Annotated in this window: 14 protein-coding genes and 1 pseudogene; 10 read left to right on the plus strand and 5 right to left on the minus strand. The window is 66.8% G+C overall.

Annotated features, from left to right (window positions below; genetic code table 11):
* From bcsB to OKW27_RS16440, 5 genes are all read left to right on the plus strand, one after another.
* Nucleotides 1–2,559: a cellulose biosynthesis cyclic di-GMP-binding regulatory protein BcsB gene (bcsB, locus tag OKW27_RS16420; protein ID WP_429334098.1), complete on the plus strand. Its 2,559-nt coding sequence runs from the start codon at nucleotides 1–3 to the stop codon at nucleotides 2,557–2,559.
* Nucleotides 2,560–2,578: 19 nt separating this feature from the next.
* Nucleotides 2,579–3,766 (plus strand): cellulose synthase complex periplasmic endoglucanase BcsZ, encoded by a 1,188-nt coding sequence (bcsZ, locus tag OKW27_RS16425; protein WP_429334620.1) that lies wholly within the window; start codon nucleotides 2,579–2,581, stop codon nucleotides 3,764–3,766.
* Nucleotides 3,757–8,469 (plus strand): cellulose synthase subunit BcsC-related outer membrane protein, encoded by a 4,713-nt coding sequence (locus tag OKW27_RS16430; protein WP_429334099.1) that lies wholly within the window; start codon nucleotides 3,757–3,759, stop codon nucleotides 8,467–8,469. The genes bcsZ and OKW27_RS16430 overlap by 10 nt, the downstream gene beginning before the upstream one ends.
* Nucleotides 8,470–9,042: 573 nt before the next feature.
* Complete coding sequence (locus tag OKW27_RS16435; protein ID WP_429334100.1) at nucleotides 9,043–11,703, plus strand: response regulator; 2,661 nt, start codon at nucleotides 9,043–9,045, stop codon at nucleotides 11,701–11,703.
* Between the two features lie 457 nt (nucleotides 11,704–12,160).
* Nucleotides 12,161–12,427 carry a hypothetical protein gene (locus OKW27_RS16440; RefSeq protein ID WP_090810108.1) on the plus strand — a complete coding sequence of 89 codons (267 nt, stop codon included), beginning with the start codon at nucleotides 12,161–12,163 and terminating at the stop codon, nucleotides 12,425–12,427.
* A 28-nt stretch (nucleotides 12,428–12,455) separates the two neighbouring features.
* Here the strand turns inward: OKW27_RS16440 and OKW27_RS16445 are convergent, their stop codons facing one another.
* Genes OKW27_RS16445 through OKW27_RS16455 form a run of 3 tightly spaced genes read right to left on the minus strand, consistent with a single transcriptional unit; the run spans nucleotide 12,456 to nucleotide 14,860 of the window.
* Nucleotides 12,456–13,829, minus strand: coding sequence for an ATP-binding protein (locus OKW27_RS16445; protein WP_429334101.1), 1,374 nt, complete (start codon nucleotides 13,827–13,829; stop codon nucleotides 12,456–12,458).
* A complete protein-coding gene (locus OKW27_RS16450) occupies nucleotides 13,826–14,539 on the minus strand; it encodes a response regulator (protein ID WP_090806371.1) in 714 nt (237 codons plus the stop codon). The genes OKW27_RS16445 and OKW27_RS16450 overlap by 4 nt, the downstream gene beginning before the upstream one ends.
* A gap of 27 nt (nucleotides 14,540–14,566) precedes the next feature.
* Nucleotides 14,567–14,860, minus strand: coding sequence for an EF-hand domain-containing protein (locus OKW27_RS16455; RefSeq protein ID WP_429334102.1), 294 nt, complete (start codon nucleotides 14,858–14,860; stop codon nucleotides 14,567–14,569).
* A gap of 614 nt (nucleotides 14,861–15,474) precedes the next feature.
* Here OKW27_RS16455 and OKW27_RS16460 point away from each other — a divergent pair.
* Nucleotides 15,475–15,684, plus strand: a complete 210-nt coding sequence (locus OKW27_RS16460) for a hypothetical protein (RefSeq protein ID WP_429334103.1) — start codon at nucleotides 15,475–15,477, stop codon at nucleotides 15,682–15,684.
* A 316-nt stretch (nucleotides 15,685–16,000) separates the two neighbouring features.
* The gene (locus tag OKW27_RS16465; protein WP_090806375.1) at nucleotides 16,001–16,279 is read left to right on the plus strand and encodes a hypothetical protein; all 279 of its coding nucleotides are present in this window, start codon (nucleotides 16,001–16,003) and stop codon (nucleotides 16,277–16,279) included.
* Here the strand turns inward: OKW27_RS16465 and OKW27_RS16470 are convergent.
* Entirely contained in the window at nucleotides 16,268–17,518 is a 1,251-nt protein-coding gene (locus OKW27_RS16470) for an arsenic transporter (RefSeq protein WP_429334104.1), read from the minus strand. The two genes, OKW27_RS16465 and OKW27_RS16470, sit on opposite strands and share 12 nt — an antisense overlap.
* 274 nt (nucleotides 17,519–17,792) lie before the next feature.
* Here OKW27_RS16470 and OKW27_RS16475 point away from each other — a divergent pair, with 274 nt between their 5' ends.
* The 3 genes from OKW27_RS16475 to OKW27_RS16485 all read left to right on the plus strand — a co-directional run bounded on the left by OKW27_RS16475 (nucleotide 17,793) and on the right by OKW27_RS16485 (nucleotide 19,678).
* Entirely contained in the window at nucleotides 17,793–18,356 is a 564-nt protein-coding gene (locus OKW27_RS16475) for a cytochrome b (RefSeq protein ID WP_090806379.1), read from the plus strand.
* Nucleotides 18,357–18,472: 116 nt separating this feature from the next.
* On the plus strand, nucleotides 18,473–19,048 hold the full coding sequence (locus tag OKW27_RS16480; protein ID WP_429334105.1) for a YceI family protein: 576 nt from the start codon (nucleotides 18,473–18,475) through the stop codon (nucleotides 19,046–19,048).
* 48 nt (nucleotides 19,049–19,096) lie between these two features.
* Nucleotides 19,097–19,678: a YceI family protein gene (locus OKW27_RS16485; protein WP_429334106.1), complete on the plus strand. Its 582-nt coding sequence runs from the start codon at nucleotides 19,097–19,099 to the stop codon at nucleotides 19,676–19,678.
* A gap of 32 nt (nucleotides 19,679–19,710) precedes the next feature.
* Here OKW27_RS16485 and OKW27_RS16490 read toward each other — a convergent pair.
* A pseudogene (locus OKW27_RS16490) lies at nucleotides 19,711–20,226 on the minus strand (EAL domain-containing protein); the annotation flags it as partial.
* Between the last annotated feature and the right edge of the window lie 27 nt (nucleotides 20,227–20,253).

Consider the following 20,253-nt stretch of genomic DNA (forward strand, 5'->3'; position numbering starts at 1 on the left):
ATGGGCTACCGGATGGCCACGGACAATATCGAACGCCCGGCACACGGGCGCAACAGCATTGGACCCCAATCGCGCCTGTCTGCTTGTCACGGCTTGCGACACTCGCGGCGAATCATGCGCGGCGTCGCCTGCTGGCTCGCGCTGCAGACCGCGCTGGCGTCGTTCGTGCCGCTCGCTGAAGCGGCCCCCCCTGCCGCCGCCAAACCGGCGTCGGACGCGGCGGCACCCGCCGGCGCGCCGCAAACCCCGCAAGTCGCGACCGGTGTCGGCAACGTGCCCGCGCCGAGCGCGGCCGTGCCGTTCGATCCGAACGCGATCGCCCAGGGCCCGCTCGCCACGCCGACGCCCGCGCTCGCGGCGGCGTCGGTGAAGGCGCCCGGCACGCGCACGCCGACCACCGCCGAGCCCGGCACGCTGGTGCCCGGAGGCCGCCGCCAGACGCTGACGTTCGCCGACTTCGGCGCGCTCGACCCGCTGCAATTGCGCGGCGTCGACGGACAGAACGGCATCGCGTTCTCGGTGCGCGGCGACGAGGTCGTGACCGGCGCGACGCTGCATCTGATCTACAGTTATTCGCCCGCGCTGTTGGCGAACCTGTCGCAGCTGAAGGTGCTGGTCAACGGCGAAGTCGCGGCGACGCTGCCGCTGCCGCACGAGCAGGCCGGCATGCTGGTCGCGCGCGAGATCACGATCGATCCGCGCTTCATCACCGACTTCAACCGCCTGAACCTGCAGCTGATCGGCCACTACACGACGGCCTGCGAAGATCCCGCCAACTCGTCGCTGTGGGCGACGATCAGCAACGCGAGCTCGCTCGACCTGACCTACTCGTCGCTCGCGACGAAAGCGGAGCTGGCCGCGCTGCCGCAGCCGTTTTTCGACCGCCGCGACGTGCGCCGCCTCGAGCTGCCGTTCGTGCTCGCGCAGAAGCCGGGCAACGGCACGCTCGAAGCCGCCGGCATCGTCGCGTCGTGGTTCGGCTCGCTCGCCGGCTACCGCGGCGCGGTGTTTCCCACCCAGCTCGACAACGCGCCGCTGTCGGGCAACGCGGTCGTGTTCGCGACCAGCGACCAGCATCCGGCCGGCGTGACGATTCCCGAGATCACCGGGCCGACCATCGCGGTGGTCGAGCGCGACGCGAACGCGCGCGGCAAGCTGCTGCTCGTGCTCGGCCGCAACGAGGCCGAGCTGAAGACCGCCGCGAAGTCGCTCGGGATCGGCCATAGCGCGCTGTCCGGCGCGAGCGCCACGATCACGTCGCTGCACGAAATTACGCCGCGCGTGCCGTACGACGCGCCGAACTGGCTGCCGACCGACCGCGCGGTGCGCTTCGGCGAGCTCGCCGATCCGAAAGACCTGACCGTGTTCGGCTACGACGCCGACGCGGTGCGCATCAACATGCGGGTGCCGCCCGATCTGTTCATGTGGCACACGCGCGGCGTGCCGATCGATCTGCGCTACCGCTACACGGTGCGGCCGGCGCGCGACCGCTCGTCGCTGAACATCAGCGTGAACAACGGCTTCGTGCAGGCGCTGCCGATTCCGGCGCGCCCTGCGTCGGTGTTCGACCTGAGCCGCTACTTCAACCTCATCATGCCCGACGGCACCGCCGACGCGCGCCGCAACATCCGCATCCCGCCGCTGCTGATGACGCCGCGCACACAGCTGCGGCTGCACTTCTACTACGACATCCCGAACACCGGCGAATGCGCGGGCCGCCTGCTGCAGAACGTGGTCGGCGCGATCGATCCGAACTCGACGATCGACCTGTCGTCGTTCCCGCACTACATGGCGCTGCCCGATCTGGCCGCGTTCGCCAACAGCGGCTTTCCGTTCACGCGGATGGCGGACCTCTCCGAGACCGCCGTCGTGCTGCCGGACGACCCGGACGCGAGCGACTACAGCCTGTATCTGCTGACGATGGGCCGGATGGGCGAATCGACCGGCTATCCGGTCTCCGGCGTGACCGTCACCCATGCGGCCGATGTCGAGCGCCTCGCCGACAAGGACCTGCTGGTGTTCGGCGCGCCTGGCAAGCAGCCGCTGTTGCAGCGCTGGTCGAAGTCGATGCCGTTCTCCAGCGACGGCGCCGCGCACACGTTCCAGCTCACCGACCTGGTGTTCAAGCTGCGGGACTGGTGGCACGGCGAGCACGGCGTCGAGCGCACGCCCGCGCGTGCCGATCTGACGATGGTCAGCTCGAACGGCGCGGCGCTGCTAACCGGCTTCGAGTCGCCGCTGCAGCGAGGCCGCAGCGCGGTTGCGCTGATCAGCGCGGCCGGCCCGTCGGATGCCGATCTGTCCGCCGCGCTGCTCGACGCCGACGTGCTGCCGAAGATTCAAGGCGCGATGGCCGTGATCCATGGCCGCGCCGTCACCATCACGTCGAACGGCACCGCATACTACGTGGGCAGTCTGTCGCCGCAGGAGTATCTGCGCTGGGCACTGTCGTCGCATCCGCTGCTGCTGTTGCTCGGCGGCGTGCTCGCCGCGCTGATCATCGCGGCCTTGTGCTACCGGACGCTTCGCGCGATCGCCGCGCGTCGGCTGAAGGACTGATGGAACGGATATGACTCGAATGCGGTTTCGGATCAGCAGAAGAACCTCTTTTGCGCTCGCGCTCGGTATCGGCATGACGGCGTCGGCCAGTCTGGCGGGTTTGAGCGGCGCCGCTCAGGCCGCCCAGAACGGCGCTGCATGCGGCGACTGGGGCGCCTGGCAAAGCTTCGTGCAACGCTTCGTCCAGGCCGACGGCCGCGTGATCGATTTCTCGACGCCGGCCCAGCAGACCACCTCGGAAGGCCAGTCCTACGCGCTCTTTTTCGCGCTGGTCGCCAACGACCGCGCGACCTTCGACAAGCTGCTCGGCTGGACCCGCGCGAATCTCGCGGGCAACCAGTTCGACGCCCAGAACCTGCGGCTGCCCGCATGGCAATGGGGCAAGAAGCCGGACGGCTCGTACGGCGTGCTCGATCCGAATTCGGCGTCGGATTCCGACCTCTGGATCGCCTACGATCTGCTGCAGGCCGGCCGCCTGTGGCACAACCCCGCCTACACGCAACTGGGCCAGGCACTCGCCGAGCGCATCGCGCACGACGAAGTCGCGAATCTATCTGGCCTCGGGCCGATGCTGCTGCCGGGGGCGCAGGGCTTCAGGAACGGCAACGTCACGCGTCTGAATCCGAGCTATCTGCCGCTGCCGGTGTTGCGCGCGCTCGCGCACGAGGTGCCGGACGGCCCGTGGGCCACGCTCGCCGACAACGCTTATCAGTTCGTCAAAACCGTGTCGCCGCAAGGCTTCGCGCCTGACTGGGCGGCGTGGCAGAACGGTCGGTTCGTCGTCGATCCGAAGAACGGCGACGTCGGCAGCTACGATGCGATCCGCGTCTATCTGTGGGCCGGCCTCGCTTCGCCCGCCGATCCGCTCGCGAAGCCGTGGCTCGGCGCGCTCGGCGGCATGCGCGCGAAGGTCGCGCAGAACGGCTTCCCGCCGGAGAAGGTGTCGTCGACCACCGGCGCGTCGAGCGGCGAAGGCCCGCTCAGCTATTGGGGCGCGCTCGCGCCATACTTCAAGACACTGGGCGACGAGCACGGACTCGGCCTCGCGCGCACACGGCTCGCCGCGCTCGACGCGAACGTTCCGGGCCGTGAACCGGTGTACTACGATCGTGTGTTGGGTCTGTTCGGCACGGGGTTCATCGATGGCCGCTATCGCTTCGATCAAGCCGGCGGTCTCGTGCCCGCCTGGAGGACCGCATGCGATTGAACGCCCTCGCCGGGTCGCTGCATATCGCGCTGTCCGTCGGCGCGCTCTTGTGCGCGGCCGCGGCCGCGCCCGATGCGCTCGCGCAGGCGAGCAAGGATCCGCTGACCGTGCTGATCGATCAGGGCAAGTACTGGCAGTCGCATCAGCGCGGCGACCTCGCCGAGCAGGCCTGGCAGAAGGTGCTCAGCATCGATCCGAAGCAGCCCGACGCCCTGTTCGGCATGGGCATGGTGCTGGCCGACCGCAAGGACGGCGCCGGCGCGCAGCAGTACCTCGCGCGGCTGAAGGCGGCCGCGCCGAATTATCCGAATCTCGATGAGCTCGGCCGCCGCCTTGGCGAAACGAGCCCGCGCGACCAGACCATCAGCGAGGCGCGCCGGCTCGCGCAAGCCGGTCAGAGCGCGAGCGCGGCGCAGGAGTATCAGCGCGCGCTGGCCGGCAAGCCCGCCACGCCCCAGTTGCAGCTCGAGTATTACCAGGCGCTGTCGGCGACGCCGCAGGGCTGGGACGAAGCACGCCGCGGCCTCGAACAGCTCGCCCACGACAACCCCAACGACCCGCGTTTCGCACTCGCGTACGCGCAGCATCTGACCTATCGCGACGTCACGCGGCGCGACGGTATCGCGCGGCTGCAAAAGCTCGCCGGCGACACCTCGGTCGGCGCGGCGGCGAAAAAGAGCTGGCGCCAGGCGCTGCTGTGGCTCGACGCGCGGCCCTCGGACGCCGCGCTGTACGAGTCGTACTTCCAGACCGCCGGTGAAGATGCCGCCGTGAAGGCGCGCTTCGATTCGATGGTGCAGCAGGACAGCGCGGCGCGCGCCCGCGCGCAGGAAAACGCCGCCGCCGACGCGCGCGGCCGCGTGATCGCCGACGGCTTCGCCGCGCTCGACCGCGACGACATCGTGAGCGCGCGCGCCAGGTTCACGTCGGTACTCGCGAACAGTCCTAACGATACCGACGCGCTCGGCGGCATGGGCATCGCCGCGCTGAAGCAGGAGCGTTTCGCCGAGGCGCGCAACTACCTCGAGCGTGCCTCGCGCGGACCGAATCCGGCGCGCTGGAAAACCGCGCTCGACAGCGCGACCTACTGGACCTACACGAGCGAAGCGATCGGCGCGCGCAGCAATGGCGAGTTCGCGAAGGCGAAGGCATTGTTCGAGCGCGCGATCGCGCTGAATCCGTCCGACGTGACTGCCCAGGTGCAGCTCGGTGAAATGCTGCTCACGACCGGCGACCCGGCCGGCGCCGAGCAGGCATACCGGATGGCACTGCGCCGCCAGGCCGACAACCCGGACGCGATTCGCGGCCTCGTCGGTGCGCTCGCCGCGCAGGGCCGTGCCGACGAGGCGTTGCAGTTCGCCAATCAGTTGAACGCGCAGCAACAGGCGAAGGTCGGCGGCATCGACCGTTTGCGCGGCGACGCGCAGGCAGCGCAGGCGCGCGCGGCCGAAGCGCGCGGCGATCTCGGCAGCGCGCGCAGCCTGTTCGAAGACGCGCTGCTGAACAAGCCCGACGATCCGTGGCTGCGGCTCGACCTCGCGCGCATCTACGTGCGCCAGGGCGCGGTCGCGAATGCGCGCAGCATGATGGACGGTCTGCTCGCCGCGCATCCGGACATGACCGATGCGCTGTACGCGAGCGCGCTGCTGTCGGCGGAAACGCAGGACTGGTCGACCGGTCTCGCGCAGCTCGACCGTATTGCGCCCGCGCAGCGCACCGATGCGATGACGACGTTGCAGCATCGGCTGTGGGTGCATCGGCAGGCCGACCTCGCGACGCGCATGGCGAAGAACGGCCAGACGCAGCAGGCCATCGCGATGTTGCGCGCCGCCGAGCCGGTGGCCGGCAACAACCCCGAGCTGATCGGCGTGATCGCCGGCGCGTACCAGCAGGCCGGCGACCCGACCCGCGCGCTCGCACTCGTGCGCGGCGCGATGAGCGCCGCGCCCGGCAACACCGATCTGCTGCTGCAATACGCGAGCATTCTGTCTGCGGCCAACCAGCAGGCCGAGCTCGGCGCCGTGATGCGCCAGTTGCAAGGCATGCAACTGACGCCGCAGCAGAGCACTGACTTCAACAACCTGAATCTCGGCATCGTCATCCGACAAGCTGACGCGGTACGCCTGCGCGGCGATCTCGCGAGCGCCTACGAGGTGATCGCGCCGTGGCTCGCCGCGATGCCCGACAACCCCGACCTGCAAGCCGCGCTCGGCCGCATGTATGCGAGCGCGGGGGACGACCGCAACGCGCTCACGAGCTTCCGCGTCGCGCTGCAGCGCCGCCCCGACGATCTGAATCTGCTGCAGGCGGCGATCTCGGCCGCGGCCGGCGCGAAGCAGTTCAGCTACGCCGAAACGCTCGCGAACCAGGCGCTCGCCCTCGCGCCCAACGACCCGGGCGTGCTCGCGACCGTGGGGCGCATGTATCGCGCCCAGGGCAAGCTGTCGCTCGCATCGACCTATCTGCAACGCTCGCTGGTCGCGGCCAACACGCCGCTGGCGGCGAACGCGCCCCGCAACGCAGGCACCAACGTGCCGCGCGGCTGGGAAGCGGCGATGGGCCAGATCGGCGCGACGCCGCTACCGGGCACCAATCCATTCGAAGGCAAAACGGCGATCGTCCCTTCGGGCGACGCCGACAATGCCGCGCGTCCCGCGCTTCCGTTCCTGAATATGCAGTCTTCCTCGCCGACGCAGACCGTGCCGAACTATCCGCCGCCCCTTCAGCCCGCGCCGTATGTCGCGCCGTATGTCGCGCCCTATACGGCGCCCGCCGCGACGCCTTATAACGCGCCTGCCGCACAGCCCGCGCCGGTCGCCGCACCGTACGGAGCGCCCCGCTCCGCCGCCGAGGTCGGCGGCTACGGACAGGAATCCAACGGATCGAGCCAGTCGGGCGCGCCGTTGCAGCCTTATCCGGGGCAAGGTCAGGCGCCCGGGCAGCCGATGCCGCGGCAGCAGTACGACGCGGGCTATGCGCAGCAGCAGCCCTATGCGCAGCAGCAAGCGTATCCGCAGCCACAGCCTTACCCGCAGCAGCAAGCGTATCCGCAGCAACCGGCGTACGGGCAACCGGCGTACGGGCAGCAGCCCTACGGCGCGCAGGACGGCTATGCGGCCACACCGTGGCCTATGTCGCGGGCCGCGCGCCAAGCGCAGGCCAACGCCGCGTCGACGACGGCGCTGCCGTACGGATCGACACGCACGAGCACGCAGAAGAGCGCCAAGAAGAGCACGGCGAAAACGAGCCAACCCGCGCCGGTCTACGCGCAGCCGCCGCCGTACCCGCAGCAGCAGGGCTACGCGCAACCGTATCAGCCGTACCCGCCGCAACAGCCCTATCAACAGCAGCCTTACCCGAACCAGGGCTACTACGCGCAGCAGCCGTACATTCCGCAACCGCCGGCCGGCTACGCGCAGCCGTACTACCCGCCCGGCAGCAACGCGCAGAACAACCCGCAGTCGAACGTCGCGAACGCGCAGACCCTCGGCGTCGCCGAGGAGCTTGCGCAGGTCAATCGCGAGCAGTCGAGCACCGTGTCGGGCGGCCTGATCTTCCGCAATCGCGTCGGCGAGGACGGGTTGTCGTCGCTCACCGACATCGAGGCGCCGATTCAGGGGCGTATCAAGGCGGGCAACGGTCACGTGGTCGTGACCGCGACCCCGGTCACGCTCGACGCAGGCACCGCGTCGAACAGCACGTCGACGCTCGCGCGCTTCGGCGCGGGGCTTTCGACCGCGTCGTCGAAATCGGCGGCGCAGAACGGCACCAACAACTACGGCAGCCAGACCGCAAGCGGTGTGGGCCTCTCCGTCGGCTATGACAGTCGCAGCATCAGCGGCGATATCGGCGTGACGCCGATCGGCTTGCGCGAGACCAACCTCGTCGGTGGCGCGCAATACAACGGCGGCATCACCGATAAGGTCTCGTACTCGATCGCGGTCGCGCGGCGCGCGGTGACGGACAGCCTGCTGTCGTACGCGGGCGCGCGCGATGCGGCCGCCGGCCTCGAATGGGGCGGCGTCACGTCGAACGGCGCGCTTGCCAGCCTCAGCTGGGACGACGGCACGAGCGGCCTGTACGTGAACGCGTCGTATCAGCACTACATGGGCACCAACGTGCCGAGCAACAACGCGATCAAGGGCGGCGGCGGCGTCTACACGCGTCTGCTGAAAGACGCCGACCAGACGCTGACGGTCGGCGTGAACACGACGATCATGGGCTACAACCGCAATCTGTCGTACTTCACTTACGGCCAGGGCGGCTACTTCAGTCCGCAGCAGTACGTGATCCTGAATCTGCCGGTCGAATGGTCGGGCCGCGCGGGCCTGTTTACATATGACGTGAAGGGTTCGATCGGCGTGCAGCATTATCGCGAGGATGCGTCGAACTACTTCCCGCTGAACGACGGCTCGACGCGGCAAGGCGACGCGGCCGCCGCCGCGCAATCCCTCGGCAACGGTCTGACCGCCGTCTACCCGGGTCAGAGCAAGACCGGCGTGTCGTATTCGATCAGCGGCGTCGGTGAATATCAGCTCGCGCCGCAGCTCGCGGTCGGGGCGACCGCGTCGCTCGGCAATGCCTATGAATATCGCGAGTGGCTCGCGGCCGTGTACGTGCGCTACAGCTTCAACAAGCAGACCGGCTTGCAGCCGTTCCCGCCGGTGCCGTTGACGTCGCAGTATCTGTCGCTGTCCAACTGACGGACGCACTCGTTGGGTGAGGTCGCGGCTTGCATTCGATGAATCGCAAGCCTCGTCGCCCCCGCACTCACTTTCGTTCGCACTCCATTGCATAGCGCCGGCCATGCTCGAGATAGCCGGCCTCGTGGCTGCTCACGAGCTCGACGGCGGGTTTGGGGAGTGGATATCGTGTGATGTTTTCCCTCGCCATCGTACGGTGCGTTCCATTGAAGTTCGAAGCTCGCGCAGGAATCGGGGACGGCAGCACGATTCGCACCTGACCGTGGGCACGACCACGCCCTACGCGAAGGTATCGAGCCACGCCGGAAATGCGGGCGCTTCTTCCGCTTTCGCCGCGCAGCAAACGCGCCTCGCGGTAAATGTCGCCCGCGCATCGAACGAGGTGCCAAATTGGTACGGTTTCGGACACGGGTGCTTACCCGGCAAAACCCCGAATAGCGTCTGCGATGCATCACCGATAAGGCGTTGTGCCCTACAATATTTGGGGTTCGCGAGGCTGCGCAACGCGCGCGAACCTTCGAAGCTTCGGTCAAGAGCCAATCATTTTCGACGTGATTTCACGTGGAGCGCTGCATGCCTTTTCCGGCACAAGACTGCGGCTGCGCTGGCTGGCGCGGCGAGATGGCGCGACGCATCAGCGAATTCGACTGGCGCGCCACCACCCTCGGCGCGATCGAAAACTGGCAGCGCAGTCTGACCTCGACGGTCCAGATGATGCTCGCCTCGCCGATGCCGCTCGTGCTGTTGTGGGGCGAGCCCGGCTACATGATCTACAACGACGCCTATGCGGTCTTCGCGGGCGGGCGGCATCCGTATCTGCTCGGCCGTCCGGTCGAAGACGGCTGGCCCGAAGTCGCCGATTTCAACCATCACGTGATGGTCACCTGCCTCGCGGGCGGCACGCTGTCGTATCGCGACAAGGCGCTCATGCTGCTGCGCGACGGCAAGCCGGAAGACGTGTGGATGGATCTGTACTACAGCCCGGTCGCGGGCGACAGCGGCGCGCCGGCCGGCGTGCTCGCGATGGTCGTCGAGACCACCGGGCGCGTGCTGACCGAGCGGATGCGCCAGCAAGCCGAAACCGAATTGCACGAGACCAACGAACGCCTGCAGCTCGCTCTGAATACCGGCGCGGTGCTCGGCACCTGGGTGCTCGACGTGCGCACCGGCGAGGTCACGGGCGACGAACGCTTCGCGCGGACCTTCCTGTTTGCGCGCGATAAAGCGTCGAAGGGCGTCGCGCGCGATGCCGTGACGCAGATGATCCACCCCGACGACCAGGCGCTCAACGACCGCCTGACCGCCGAAGCGATCCGCAGCGGCGAGCCGTTTCGCGCCGAGTACCGAATCCGGCGGCCTGACGGCGGCTATATGTGGGTACAGGCGAACGGCCGCTGCCAGTTCGATGAACACGGCGAACCGACGCGCTTTCCGGGCGTGCTGATCGACATTCACGATCGCAAGATCGCCGAACAGCAGCTTCTTCAGTTGACCGAAACGCTCGAGCAGCGCGTCGCCGATTCGATCGCGGCGCGCACGCTCGCCGAGGAACAACTGCGCCAGGCGCAGAAGATGGAAGCGATCGGCAGCCTGACGGGCGGCGTCGCGCACGACTTCAACAACGTACTGCAGGTGATCAACGGCAATCTGCAGATGCTCGCCGCCGACGCCAACGACGACCCGGTCGCGCAGCGGCGTCTATCCGCCGCGACCGATGCCGTCAAACGCGGCGCGAAGCTCGCCGCACATCTGCTCGCGTTCGCGCGGCGTCAGCCGCTGTCGCCGACCGTGCTGAATCCGCGCCGCCTGCTGACCGGCATGAGCGAGATGCTGCATCGCGCGCTCGGCGAAACGGTGCGAATCGACACGGTGCTCAGCGACGATCTGTGGAACGTGCAGGTCGACCGCAACCAGCTCGAAAACGCGCTGCTCAATCTCGCGATCAATGCGCGCGACGCGATGCGCGCCGACGGCGTGCTGACCGTGCGCGCGACCAACCGCACGCTCGACGCCGCGTTCTGCCGCGGCAAGCCGGAGTTGTCGCCCGGCGAATACGTGGAGTTCTCGGTTGCCGACACCGGCTCGGGCATGCCGCCCGAAGTGCTGCAACGCGTGTTCGAGCCGTTCTTCACGACCAAACCCGACGGCCACGGCACCGGCCTTGGCCTGTCGATGGTGTTCGGCTTCGCGCGGCAAAGCGGCGGGCATGTGTCGATAGAAAGCGAAGTGGGACACGGCACCACGGTGTCGCTGTTCTTTCCGCGCTGCTGCGAGGCGGAGACGCCGGAGACCGTCGATGGCACCGCGGCACCGGTCGGCGGCGGCGAAACGATACTCGTCGTCGAGGACGATGCCGACGTGCGGCTGACCGCGGTCGAAATGCTCGCGCAGCTCGGCTACAAGGTGCTGACCGCGTCGAACGGCGACGCGGCGCTCGAATTCATCGACAGCGACATGCCGATCGATCTGCTGTTCACCGACGTCGTGATGCCCGGCAAGCTGAAGAGCGTCGAGCTCGCGCAACGCGCGGCCGCGCGCACGCCACCGCTGCCTACGCTGTTCACGTCGGGCTATACGCGCGACGAAATCGTCCACCACGGCAAGCTCGACGCCGGTATCACGCTGCTGTCGAAGCCGTACCGGCGCGACGATCTTGCCCGTCTGGTGCGTAACGTTCTACGCGCGGGCGCCGCGCGCGTGGACCACGCGGCCGGGATGCGCGAAGCGCGTATCGCCGCATGCGTGCCGCCCGCCGCGTACGAAGGCGCCAACACGTGCGCTACTGCGAAGGGCCCGCGGAAAGCGTCGAACAAAGAGCCGAAGAAAAAGCCGCACAAGCCGATCCAGCCGCGTGCGGCCCACGAAGCCGCGCGCGTGCTGTTCGTCGAGGACGACACCGAATCGCGCGAGGCGCTCGGCGAACTGCTCGGCGCGTTAGGCCTCGCTTGCACCGCGGTCGCGAGCGCGGAAGCAGCGTTGCCGCTCGCGAACACGCAACGCTACGACGTATTGTTGACCGACCTCACGCTGCCCGGCATGTCCGGCCACGAACTCGCGCGCGCGGTGCGGCAAGTGCAGCCGGAGATACGCGTGCTGCTGGTGTCGGGGTACGGTCGCAGCGCGGAGATCGGGGCGGCGATTCCGGGTGCACGGCTACTCGGCAAGCCGCTCGATATCGCGCAGTTGCGACACGAGTTCGCGCAATGGCTCGACCACACCGAAGCGGCGTCCTAGATGCTATGAGGGAGAGCAGCGTCAGCTCCTTCAACGTGGTCGCGGTAATCCCCGGCGCGTCGCTGATGAAGGTTTGAAAAGCAACGCTAGCATCTCTGTGGGTCGTCACGCGCAACGAGAAATGGCATCGGCTGCCCGGCACGTTTCCGCCGTCGCAGACGTGCTACATCAGGTGGCTGCAATGGCGCCGCACGGGCTTGATGAGCGCGATTCTCGACGAGCTCGGCCTGAACGGTTGCGCGCTTGCATCGGCGTCTCGCGCGGATTCGGCGCCTCCGGCGGGGTCGACTGCCGACGCCTGAAATCGCGGCCTGGAATGGCATATATTGTTGGTAAGGATGAGTACCGCAACGGCGCGGCCCCGATCTGCATCAGCCGCGCGGGTGCGGGTATGATGCCGGGCGCGGTGCCCTCCGCACCCGCTTCCGATGCCGCGTTTTTTGCCACGAGAACCATCATGCCTGCCCAACACGACGAAGCACCCGGCGCTCACGACACGACGGACAAGCGGCAGCGCAAGACGCTGTCCATGTCCGTGCGCAATCTCCTGATGGTCGCCATTGGCGTCGTGATGTTCACGATCGTGTCGGGCGTCGTGCTGTACAACCCGATCATGTACGGCGACGAGATCCCGAACTTCGGCATCATCCTGATGCTGACCGTGCCGGTCATCGCGGGCGTCGCGTTTCGGGTCGGGCTCGACGCGTGGCTCGATCGCGAGTGAGCGGCAAGAACGCCACCGCCTCATCCCATCATGCCGCCTTGACCGGCAATACGACCCACACTTCGAGGCCGCCGCCGTCGCGCGGATGAAACTGCAGGCCGCCGCCGTGCAGCCGCGCGATCCGATCGACGATCGACAGCCCCAGCCCCGTGCCGCCGCTATGCGCACGCGCATTGCGGCCGCGCTGGAACGGCGCCTTCAGCTTCTCCAACTCCTCCGCCGTCAAACCTTTACCGCGATCGCCGACCGCAACCGTGACCGCGTCCTGCGTCGCCCACGTGCGCACCGCAAGCCCGCTGCCGCCGTAGACGATCGCGTTCTGCATCAGATTCATCAGCAGCCGCATCATGCTGATCGGCCGATAGCGAACGGCCGGCAAGCTGCCCAGCGACAGGTCGAACTCGTGCCCGAGCCCCGCGAAGTCGCCCGCGAGCCGTTCGATCAGCGCATTCAGATCGCCGGGCTGCGCTTCCTCGCGCTCGCCGCTGCCCGCGTAATCCATGAACTGCTGCAGAATCGTCTCGATCTGATCGAGATACGATTCGGCGGCGATGACGAAACTGCTGTCGGCCCCCTGCGGCATCGCCATCGCCATCGACAGGCGCAGCTTCGTCAACGGCGTGCGGATGTCGTGCGAGATGCCCGCGAGCATCAACGCGCGCGTCGCTTCGGCGTCCTGTAACGCGCGCGTCATCTGATTGAAAGCGCTGCCCACGGCGGCGATTTCGGCGGGGCCGTCGGTGGGCAGCGGCGCGGGCAGGTCGCCGGCGCTGACGCGCCGCGCCGCTTGCGTGAGCTCGTGCAACGGTTCGTTCAGGTGCAGCTGTATCGCGTAGCCGGCGAGCGCGGCGAGCACGCCGAGACCCAACGACAGGAAGATCGCCGCTTCGAGGCCGCTGCCCTGCGCGTCCTCGGGAACCGGCAGCGCGATCCAGTATGGCGCGCCGGCCAACGAACCGGCCGCGTGGTCGGACCCGGCAGCCGGCGCATGCATGCGAATCCACAGCCGCTGCGCGCCCTCGGTCTGCCACCGCACGGGCATATCGGCGGGCAGATGCTTCTGCAGGCTGTCGATGAAAACGCCGCGCTGATAGGTGCTGTACACATGCAACAGATCGTGCGGCGGTGTGTCGGTCGCTTCGGGCGGCAACTGCTCGCGCGCGTCGAGACGCGCGGTCAGCGCCGCGCGCGAGGCGGGCGGAGTGGCCGCGAGCAGGTTGTCGAGCGTCGTCACATAGGTCGCGAACACGGCCGCCGCGCGTTCGACGCGTGGCCGCTGCACGTAATGCAGCAGCACGACGATCGAGCAGATCTGGCTCAGCATCACGAGCGCGATCAACAGCGCGATATTGCGCGCGAGCAGCGTGCGCGGCAGCAGTGCGCGCGACAGTGAGCGCATCATGATTCGACATCGGCGACGAGCATATAGCCGACGCCCCAGACGGTGCGAATGAAACGCGGCTTCGACGGATCGTCCTCGACGATCTGCCTCAGCCGCAGCACCTGTACGTCGATGCTGCGATCGAGCGCGTCATGGTCGCGCCCTCGCGCACGCGCGAGCAGGTTGTCGCGGCTCACCGCACGATTCGGCGACGACGCGAGCGCGACCAGCAGCAGCATCTGCGCGGAATGAATCTCGAGCGGCTCGCCCGCGCGCGACAGCTCCTGCTTGCCGATATCGAGCGTGAAGTCGCCGAAACGCACGCGCTGCGACGTCAGCGTGAGGTCGCCCGCGGCCATCTTCTGGCGGCGCAGCAACGCATTGATTCGCGCCACCAGTTCGCGCGGCAGAAACGGTTTCGCGAGGTAGTCGTCGGCGCCGGTTTCGAGGCCGGTCACGCGATCGAGCGGATCGCCCTTCGCCGTCAACATCAGGATCGGCAAGGTCTGCCCTTGAGCGCGCAGCTTCGCGCAGATCTCGAGGCCGTCCTCTTCGCCGATCATCAGATCGAGTATCAGCAGGTCGAACGGCTCGCGCTCCAGGTAGCGATTCAGGCGCTTGCCGTCCTCGGCCGCGCGCACGTCGAAGCCATGACCGCGCAGAAAGCGCAGCAGCATGTTGCGCAACTCGGCTTCGTCGTCGAGCACGATGATCCTGGCGGGGCGTTCCATCCGAAAGCTCCTCGATAACCGAGCCGCTCAGTGTGCGGCCCCGCGTTCCTGCATGAATGCCTCGATCTGCGGGAGCGTGATGTAGCCGGCCTTCTGCGTGTCGATCTCGTCGAAATGACGCGCCAGCCGCGGCATGCCGGCCGCTGCCTGCTCGCGCGTCAGCTTGCCGTCGTGGGTGGTGTTCGCGCTTGAAAAACGCGTTTGCAACTGCTGCTCCATGCGCTCCATCCGCTGCTGGCCGATATCTTGTGGCGCGGCGGCCTGAGCGAACGCGACGGTGGACGCGCAGCACAGCAGCACGGTGGCGAGCAACTTCTTCATGACTGACTCCTTCGGTTGGAACATCGACCGTCGCCTGCCTGGGTGCCGCGAGCCGTTTCGATGACAGGCCGAATTGTTGGTCAGACGCCGCGCGATCGCAATTCGAGAATCATGTCGAATCATGTCACGGCACCGGGTGCCGCTGCAGCTTGACATCGAATGAAATGAGTTCGCAGTTTCGTTTTGCGGACCTGCTGCGTATCGTTTCGTCTGCCGTTCGTCGGCATTCACGTATCAGGAGTCCCAAATGACTATCCGTCTCGCCTGCGCCTCGACTTTCACCGCCCTCGGTCTCGCCTGTTCTTCCGCTGCATAGGGTCTGTTTACATATGGAACGCACGTGCGTTGCCGCGAGAAGGGCCGCTCGCAAGGACTGCGACGCCGCGAATACTCGACGTATTCGCAAGGAGCATGACGCAGCGAGCGGCCCTTCTCGCGGCAACCCCATTGCCTGGATTTCATTCCAGGGGAATGCCCGCTATCGGCCGCATGGCGGCGTCGCGCGTCGCTCACGTGGCGCGGCCACGCAGCGCTCCTTACTCCTTGCCCTGCGGCCGATAGCGGGCATTCGCACGTGCGTTCCATATGTAAACAGACCCTATGCGCGAGTCGTCGTGTATCTGCCCGCCGCCGTGGTCTACGCGCCGCCGCCGCGGCCGGTCTACTACCCGGTGCCGGTCAATCCCGTGTACGTATCGGCACCGCCTGTCGCCGTGCCTGTGGCGGCCGCGACCATCGTCGCGGCGCCGCCCGCGCTCAGCTATGCGGTGGTGCCCGCGCCGACGGTCAGCTATGCGCAACCGCTCGTGATCGCGCCGCGTTGAAAGCGCGCGCCGGGCCGTCGCGCGGGCGGTTGCGATCGCCCCGAGACCGGCCCACGCCGTTGACTCAGCATAGGACACGCGCCTCGCGGGCACGCCTGGTGAATTCCCGTTGTCCCGTTGAAAGGTGGAGCGCCGCGTAAAGCTTGCATGGAGTTTGCCGCTTCTTACCATCGCGCACCGCGCCAGGCGCGCGCCCGATGTGGCGCTCTGCGCCGGCACGGCTGATATTGACTACATATAGGCGGGATGGAACGGACCTTGCGATCCCTGTCAGATTCGCGCGCCGCTATCCCACCTTCTTTCGTGGACCTTTGTGATGAGCTACCAAGATATCGACAAGGAAATCGCCCACCTCGAAGTCGTTTTCAACGCACTTTCTGGGCGCGACCGTTTTCCGTTGTCGTACTGGCATCGTCGGCTGCATGCGTTGAACCGTTCGTCGATGGTGCCCGCGCAACGCCAGCGCGTCGCCCACCTCGAAGCAAGGCTGCGCTCGGTCGGCGCGCGACTGGACGAGCTCGCCGGCGCGACGCGCGTCGGTTCCTGCACAAGCCCGCTGATGGCGGGCGGGTCCGGCATCGGTTCAGCCAGTTAATATCCGCGCCCCAAGCGCCAGCGCGAGCGCGGGCACCATCACCAGCGCGCCGACTTTCAGAAACTTCATGAAGCTGACGTCTTCGCCTTCGCGGCGAATCGCGTTGAGCCACAGGATCGTCGCGAGCGAGCCGGTGATCGACAGGTTCGGCCCGAGGTCGACGCCGATCAACAGCGCGTCGATCACGCGCTCGGGGCTGTGCGCCTGCATCACGGTCGAACTCGCGATCAAGCCGGCCGGCAGGTTGTTGATCAGATTGCTGAGCAACGCGACGCTCGCGCCGGCCCACCCGGCCGCTTCCATTTCGTTGTGTTCGGTCGCGCGGCGCAACGCACCCGCGAACAGGTTGATCACACCGGTGTGATCGAGCATCTCGACCAGCACGAACAGCCCGGCGACGAGCGGCAACACGTTCCACGAAATTTCGCGCATCATCGGCAGCGGCGATCTGCGCTCCTTGATCAGCACGACGAGCGCGGTCAGCGCGCCGAGGATCGCGGTCGGCAGGCCTAGCTGGATGTCGTAGGCGGAGACCGTCAGCAGCGCGCCGGCCGTCACCGCGATGCCCGCGAGCGCGACGCGCCCGCTCGCCGAGAGCTCGACCGCGTCGAGATTTGCCTCGCAGACGCCAGCGAGCGCCTCGCGTTGCGTCCAGCGCAGCATCACGAAGGTCGCGGCGATCGACAGCACCGACGGCAGCGTGAAGCGCAGCATCCACGGTCCCAGCGGCGGCGTGTGATTGCCGTACAGCACGATGTTGGCCGGATTCGAAATCGGCAGCACGAAGCTCGCCGCATTGGCGACGAACGCGCAGACGAACAGCAGCGGCAGCGGCGGTGTCTTCGCTTTCTTCGCCGCCGCGAACACGGCGGGCGTCAGCACGACGGCGGTGGCGTCGTTGGAAAGAAACGCGGTGATCACCACGCCGAACAGATACACGAGCACGAACAGCTTGCGCGGCGAACTGCGCGCATGATTGACAGCGAGCACCGCGACCCAGTCGAACAGCCCTTCGCGGCGGCCGACTTCGGATAGCAGCATCATGCCGAACAGGAACAGATAGACGTCGGTGCCCTTGCCGATCGCTTCGACCGCGAGATGCAAGGGCAATAGGCCGAGGGCGACGAGCAGCACCGCGCCGGCGACGGCCCACACGGCTTCGGGCCATTTGAACGGCCGTGTGATCACGCCGGCGGTGGCGAGCGCGGCAATACTCCAGGAAAGAAAAACGGAATTCACGGCTTGACGCCCGGATATTGGGTTATGTCGGTGGCTGCGCAAAGCGCGCAACCTTGTTGTTCGGGGCAACAAATTACCACAGCGGTACCACGGCGAGCGCTCCATAGCAGTGTGCGTGCCTTCATGCGCGGACCTTTCAGCGCGCATGCCTCTCGACACGATTAACATCACCGCGACAACGATCTGTTCCCGCCCACCCGCCTATTCAGTTTGAATGGGCATCCCTACTATCCGCATTCTCACGCGGCTTCTCGCGAGCAACGGATAGAACACGATGCAAACACACGCTTGCGCTCCCACGCGCTACCACGGCGCGGCGATCGCACTGCACTGGCTGGTCGCCGCGCTGATGATCTGCGGCTTCTACATCGGCTGGATCATGACCGATATCCCCGGCTTCACGCCGACGAAGCTCAAGTACTTCTCGTGGCACAAATGGATTGGCGTGACCGTGTTCGCGCTGGCGCTGCTGCGGGTGCTGTGGCGCGCGACGCATCGCGCGCCCGCGCTCGATGCCGCGACGCCCGCGTGGCAGAAGGCCGCCGCGCATCTGGTGCACGGTCTGCTGTATCTGCTGATGCTCGCGATTCCGCTGTCCGGCTACTTCTACAGCTCGGCGGCCGGCATTCAGGTCGTGTATCTGGGCATCGTGCCGCTGCCGACGATCATCGGTCCCGATCAGGCGCTGAAGGCCGCGCTACGCACGCTGCACGTGCTGCTCAATTACGCGCTGCTCGCGCTCGTGATCATGCACGTGCTTGCGGCGCTCAAGCATCAGTTCGTCGATCGCGACGGATTGCTCGCGCGCATGGTGCCGTTTCTGAAGACCCGCGCATAACGATATGACGGCTTGAAGAAAGCCATAACTCCTGTCGATTGGTTACGACTGGTTGGCAATCAAATTCCTCGCGGTGTGCAATCAGGCCGCGAAGCTCGGATAGGATGCGTACCATCATGAAGACACCTTTTTATCTCTCCACTCGTCGCGCGACGCTCGCTTCTTTGGCGGTGCTTGCGCTGCTCGGCGCGAACCTCGCGCACGCCGACGTCGACCTCGCGAAAAGCAGCGTCATCGCTACGACCAAACAGATGAACGTGCCCGTCGACGGCAAGTTCAGAAAGTTCTCCGCGCAACTGAATTTCGATCCGGCGAAGCCTGCCGCGGGCAGCGCGAACGTGTCGATCGACACCGCGAGCTACGACCTCGGCGCCGACGACTACAACAAGCAGGCGCAAGGCAAGGAATGGTTCGACAGCGGCGCCTTCCCGAGCGCGACCTTCGTGTCGAGCTCGATCGCGCCGGCTGGCGGCAACCAGTACAAGGTGACCGGCAAGCTGACGATAAAAGGCAAATCGCAAACGGTCGTCGTGCCGGTCGTGATCGCGAGCCAGGGCGCCACGCAAACGTTCGACGGCTCGCTGCCGATCAAGCGCACGCAGTTCGACGTCGGCACCGGCGAATGGAAAGACACGTCGGTGGTCGCCGACGAAGTCGTCATCAAATTTCATCTGGTCGCGGCGAAGCAATAACCCACCACGCCGCAGCACCGCTTTACCCTTCGACCTCTGGAGTCCAACTTGAAGCAATCCTTCCTGCTCGCCGCCGGCGCGCTCGCCGCTGCATGCTCGTTCAACGCGATGGCCGCAGCCGAAACCTACCTGCTCGATCCGACGCACACGTCGCCGAGCTTCGAGACCGACCACTTCGGCGGCCTGTCGATCTGGCGCGGCAAGTTCCAGAAAAGCAGCGGCACCGTCGTGCTCGATCGCGCGGCGAAGACCGGCACGGTCGAGGCGACGATCGACATGACCTCGGTCGGAATCGGCAACGACAAGCTCAACGAGGAACTGGTCGGCGACAAGTTCTTCGACACCGCGAAGTTCCCGACCGCGACCTACAAGGGCACGCAGATCCGCTTCGACGGCGACAAGCCGGTCGAAGTGATCGGCACGCTGACGCTGCACGGCGTCACGAAACCGGTCAACCTGAAGATCGAATCGTTCAAGTGCATCCAGCATCCGGTGCTGAAGCGCGAAGTGTGCGGCACCGAATCGGTCGCGACGTTCAATCGCGACGATTTCGGCATCGATTTCGGCAAGGCGTACGGCTTCAACATGAAGACCACGCTGCATATCCAGGCCGAAGGCATCAAGCAGTAAGCGCATCACGCCCGGCACGGCCGGGCGCCGAACTACTGGATCGCGGGCTGCGCCGGCGCGTGCGACGCGCGGCGCGCCTCCAGCCACGCGACCAGCTCCTCGCGGCGCATGGCCTTCGCGAACAGCCAGCCCTGTCCGTACTGAACGCCTCGGCGCAGCAGATACTCGACCTGCTCGTCGCGCTCGATTCCCTCCGCCACGATCTCGACCCCTAATTCGTGCGCCATGTCGATGATATGCGGCGCAACGATGCTCGACGCCGCCTGTTGGGCGATCGTGTCGACGAACGATTTGTCGATCTTCAGAGCGTCGATCATGAAAGTCTGCAAATAGGCGAGGCTCGAATAGCCGGTGCCGAAATCGTCGATATAGACCGGGTGGCCGGCGCTTCGGAAGGCCGCGATCGTCTGCCGGGTCGCATCGGCGTTCAGGCAACTGCGCTCGGTCGCTTCGATCCTGATCTGCGCGGGACGCAGGCCGGTTCCGGCGAGCCTCGCGGTGATCAGGTTAAGAAAGCGCGGCGTGCGCAGATCCTCGCCGCTCACGTTGAATCCGCTTTCTCAACAACGCGTTGA

The organism is Paraburkholderia sp. 35.1, assembly GCF_050436525.1.
Taxonomy (GTDB): Bacteria; Pseudomonadota; Gammaproteobacteria; order Burkholderiales; family Burkholderiaceae; genus Paraburkholderia; species Paraburkholderia tuberum.

What these genes read in the sequence shown, in the direction of transcription:
- bcsZ (WP_429334620.1), top strand. Translation starts at nt 2,579, where the DNA reads ATGCGGTTTCGGATCAGCAGAAGAACCTCTTTTGCGCTCGCGCTCGGT.
- OKW27_RS16450 (WP_090806371.1), bottom strand. Translation starts at nt 14,539, where the DNA reads ATGGAACGCCCCGCCAGGATCATCGTGCTCGACGACGAAGCCGAGTTG.
- OKW27_RS16480 (WP_429334105.1), top strand. Translation starts at nt 18,473, where the DNA reads ATGAAGACACCTTTTTATCTCTCCACTCGTCGCGCGACGCTCGCTTCT.
- OKW27_RS16445 (WP_429334101.1), bottom strand. Translation starts at nt 13,829, where the DNA reads ATGATGCGCTCACTGTCGCGCGCACTGCTGCCGCGCACGCTGCTCGCG.
- OKW27_RS16435 (WP_429334100.1), top strand. Translation starts at nt 9,043, where the DNA reads ATGCCTTTTCCGGCACAAGACTGCGGCTGCGCTGGCTGGCGCGGCGAG.
- OKW27_RS16465 (WP_090806375.1), top strand. Translation starts at nt 16,001, where the DNA reads ATGAGCTACCAAGATATCGACAAGGAAATCGCCCACCTCGAAGTCGTT.
- OKW27_RS16455 (WP_429334102.1), bottom strand. Translation starts at nt 14,860, where the DNA reads ATGAAGAAGTTGCTCGCCACCGTGCTGCTGTGCTGCGCGTCCACCGTC.
- OKW27_RS16430 (WP_429334099.1), top strand. Translation starts at nt 3,757, where the DNA reads ATGCGATTGAACGCCCTCGCCGGGTCGCTGCATATCGCGCTGTCCGTC.
- OKW27_RS16475 (WP_090806379.1), top strand. Translation starts at nt 17,793, where the DNA reads ATGCAAACACACGCTTGCGCTCCCACGCGCTACCACGGCGCGGCGATC.
- bcsB (WP_429334098.1), top strand. Translation starts at nt 1, where the DNA reads ATGGGCTACCGGATGGCCACGGACAATATCGAACGCCCGGCACACGGG.
- OKW27_RS16440 (WP_090810108.1), top strand. Translation starts at nt 12,161, where the DNA reads ATGCCTGCCCAACACGACGAAGCACCCGGCGCTCACGACACGACGGAC.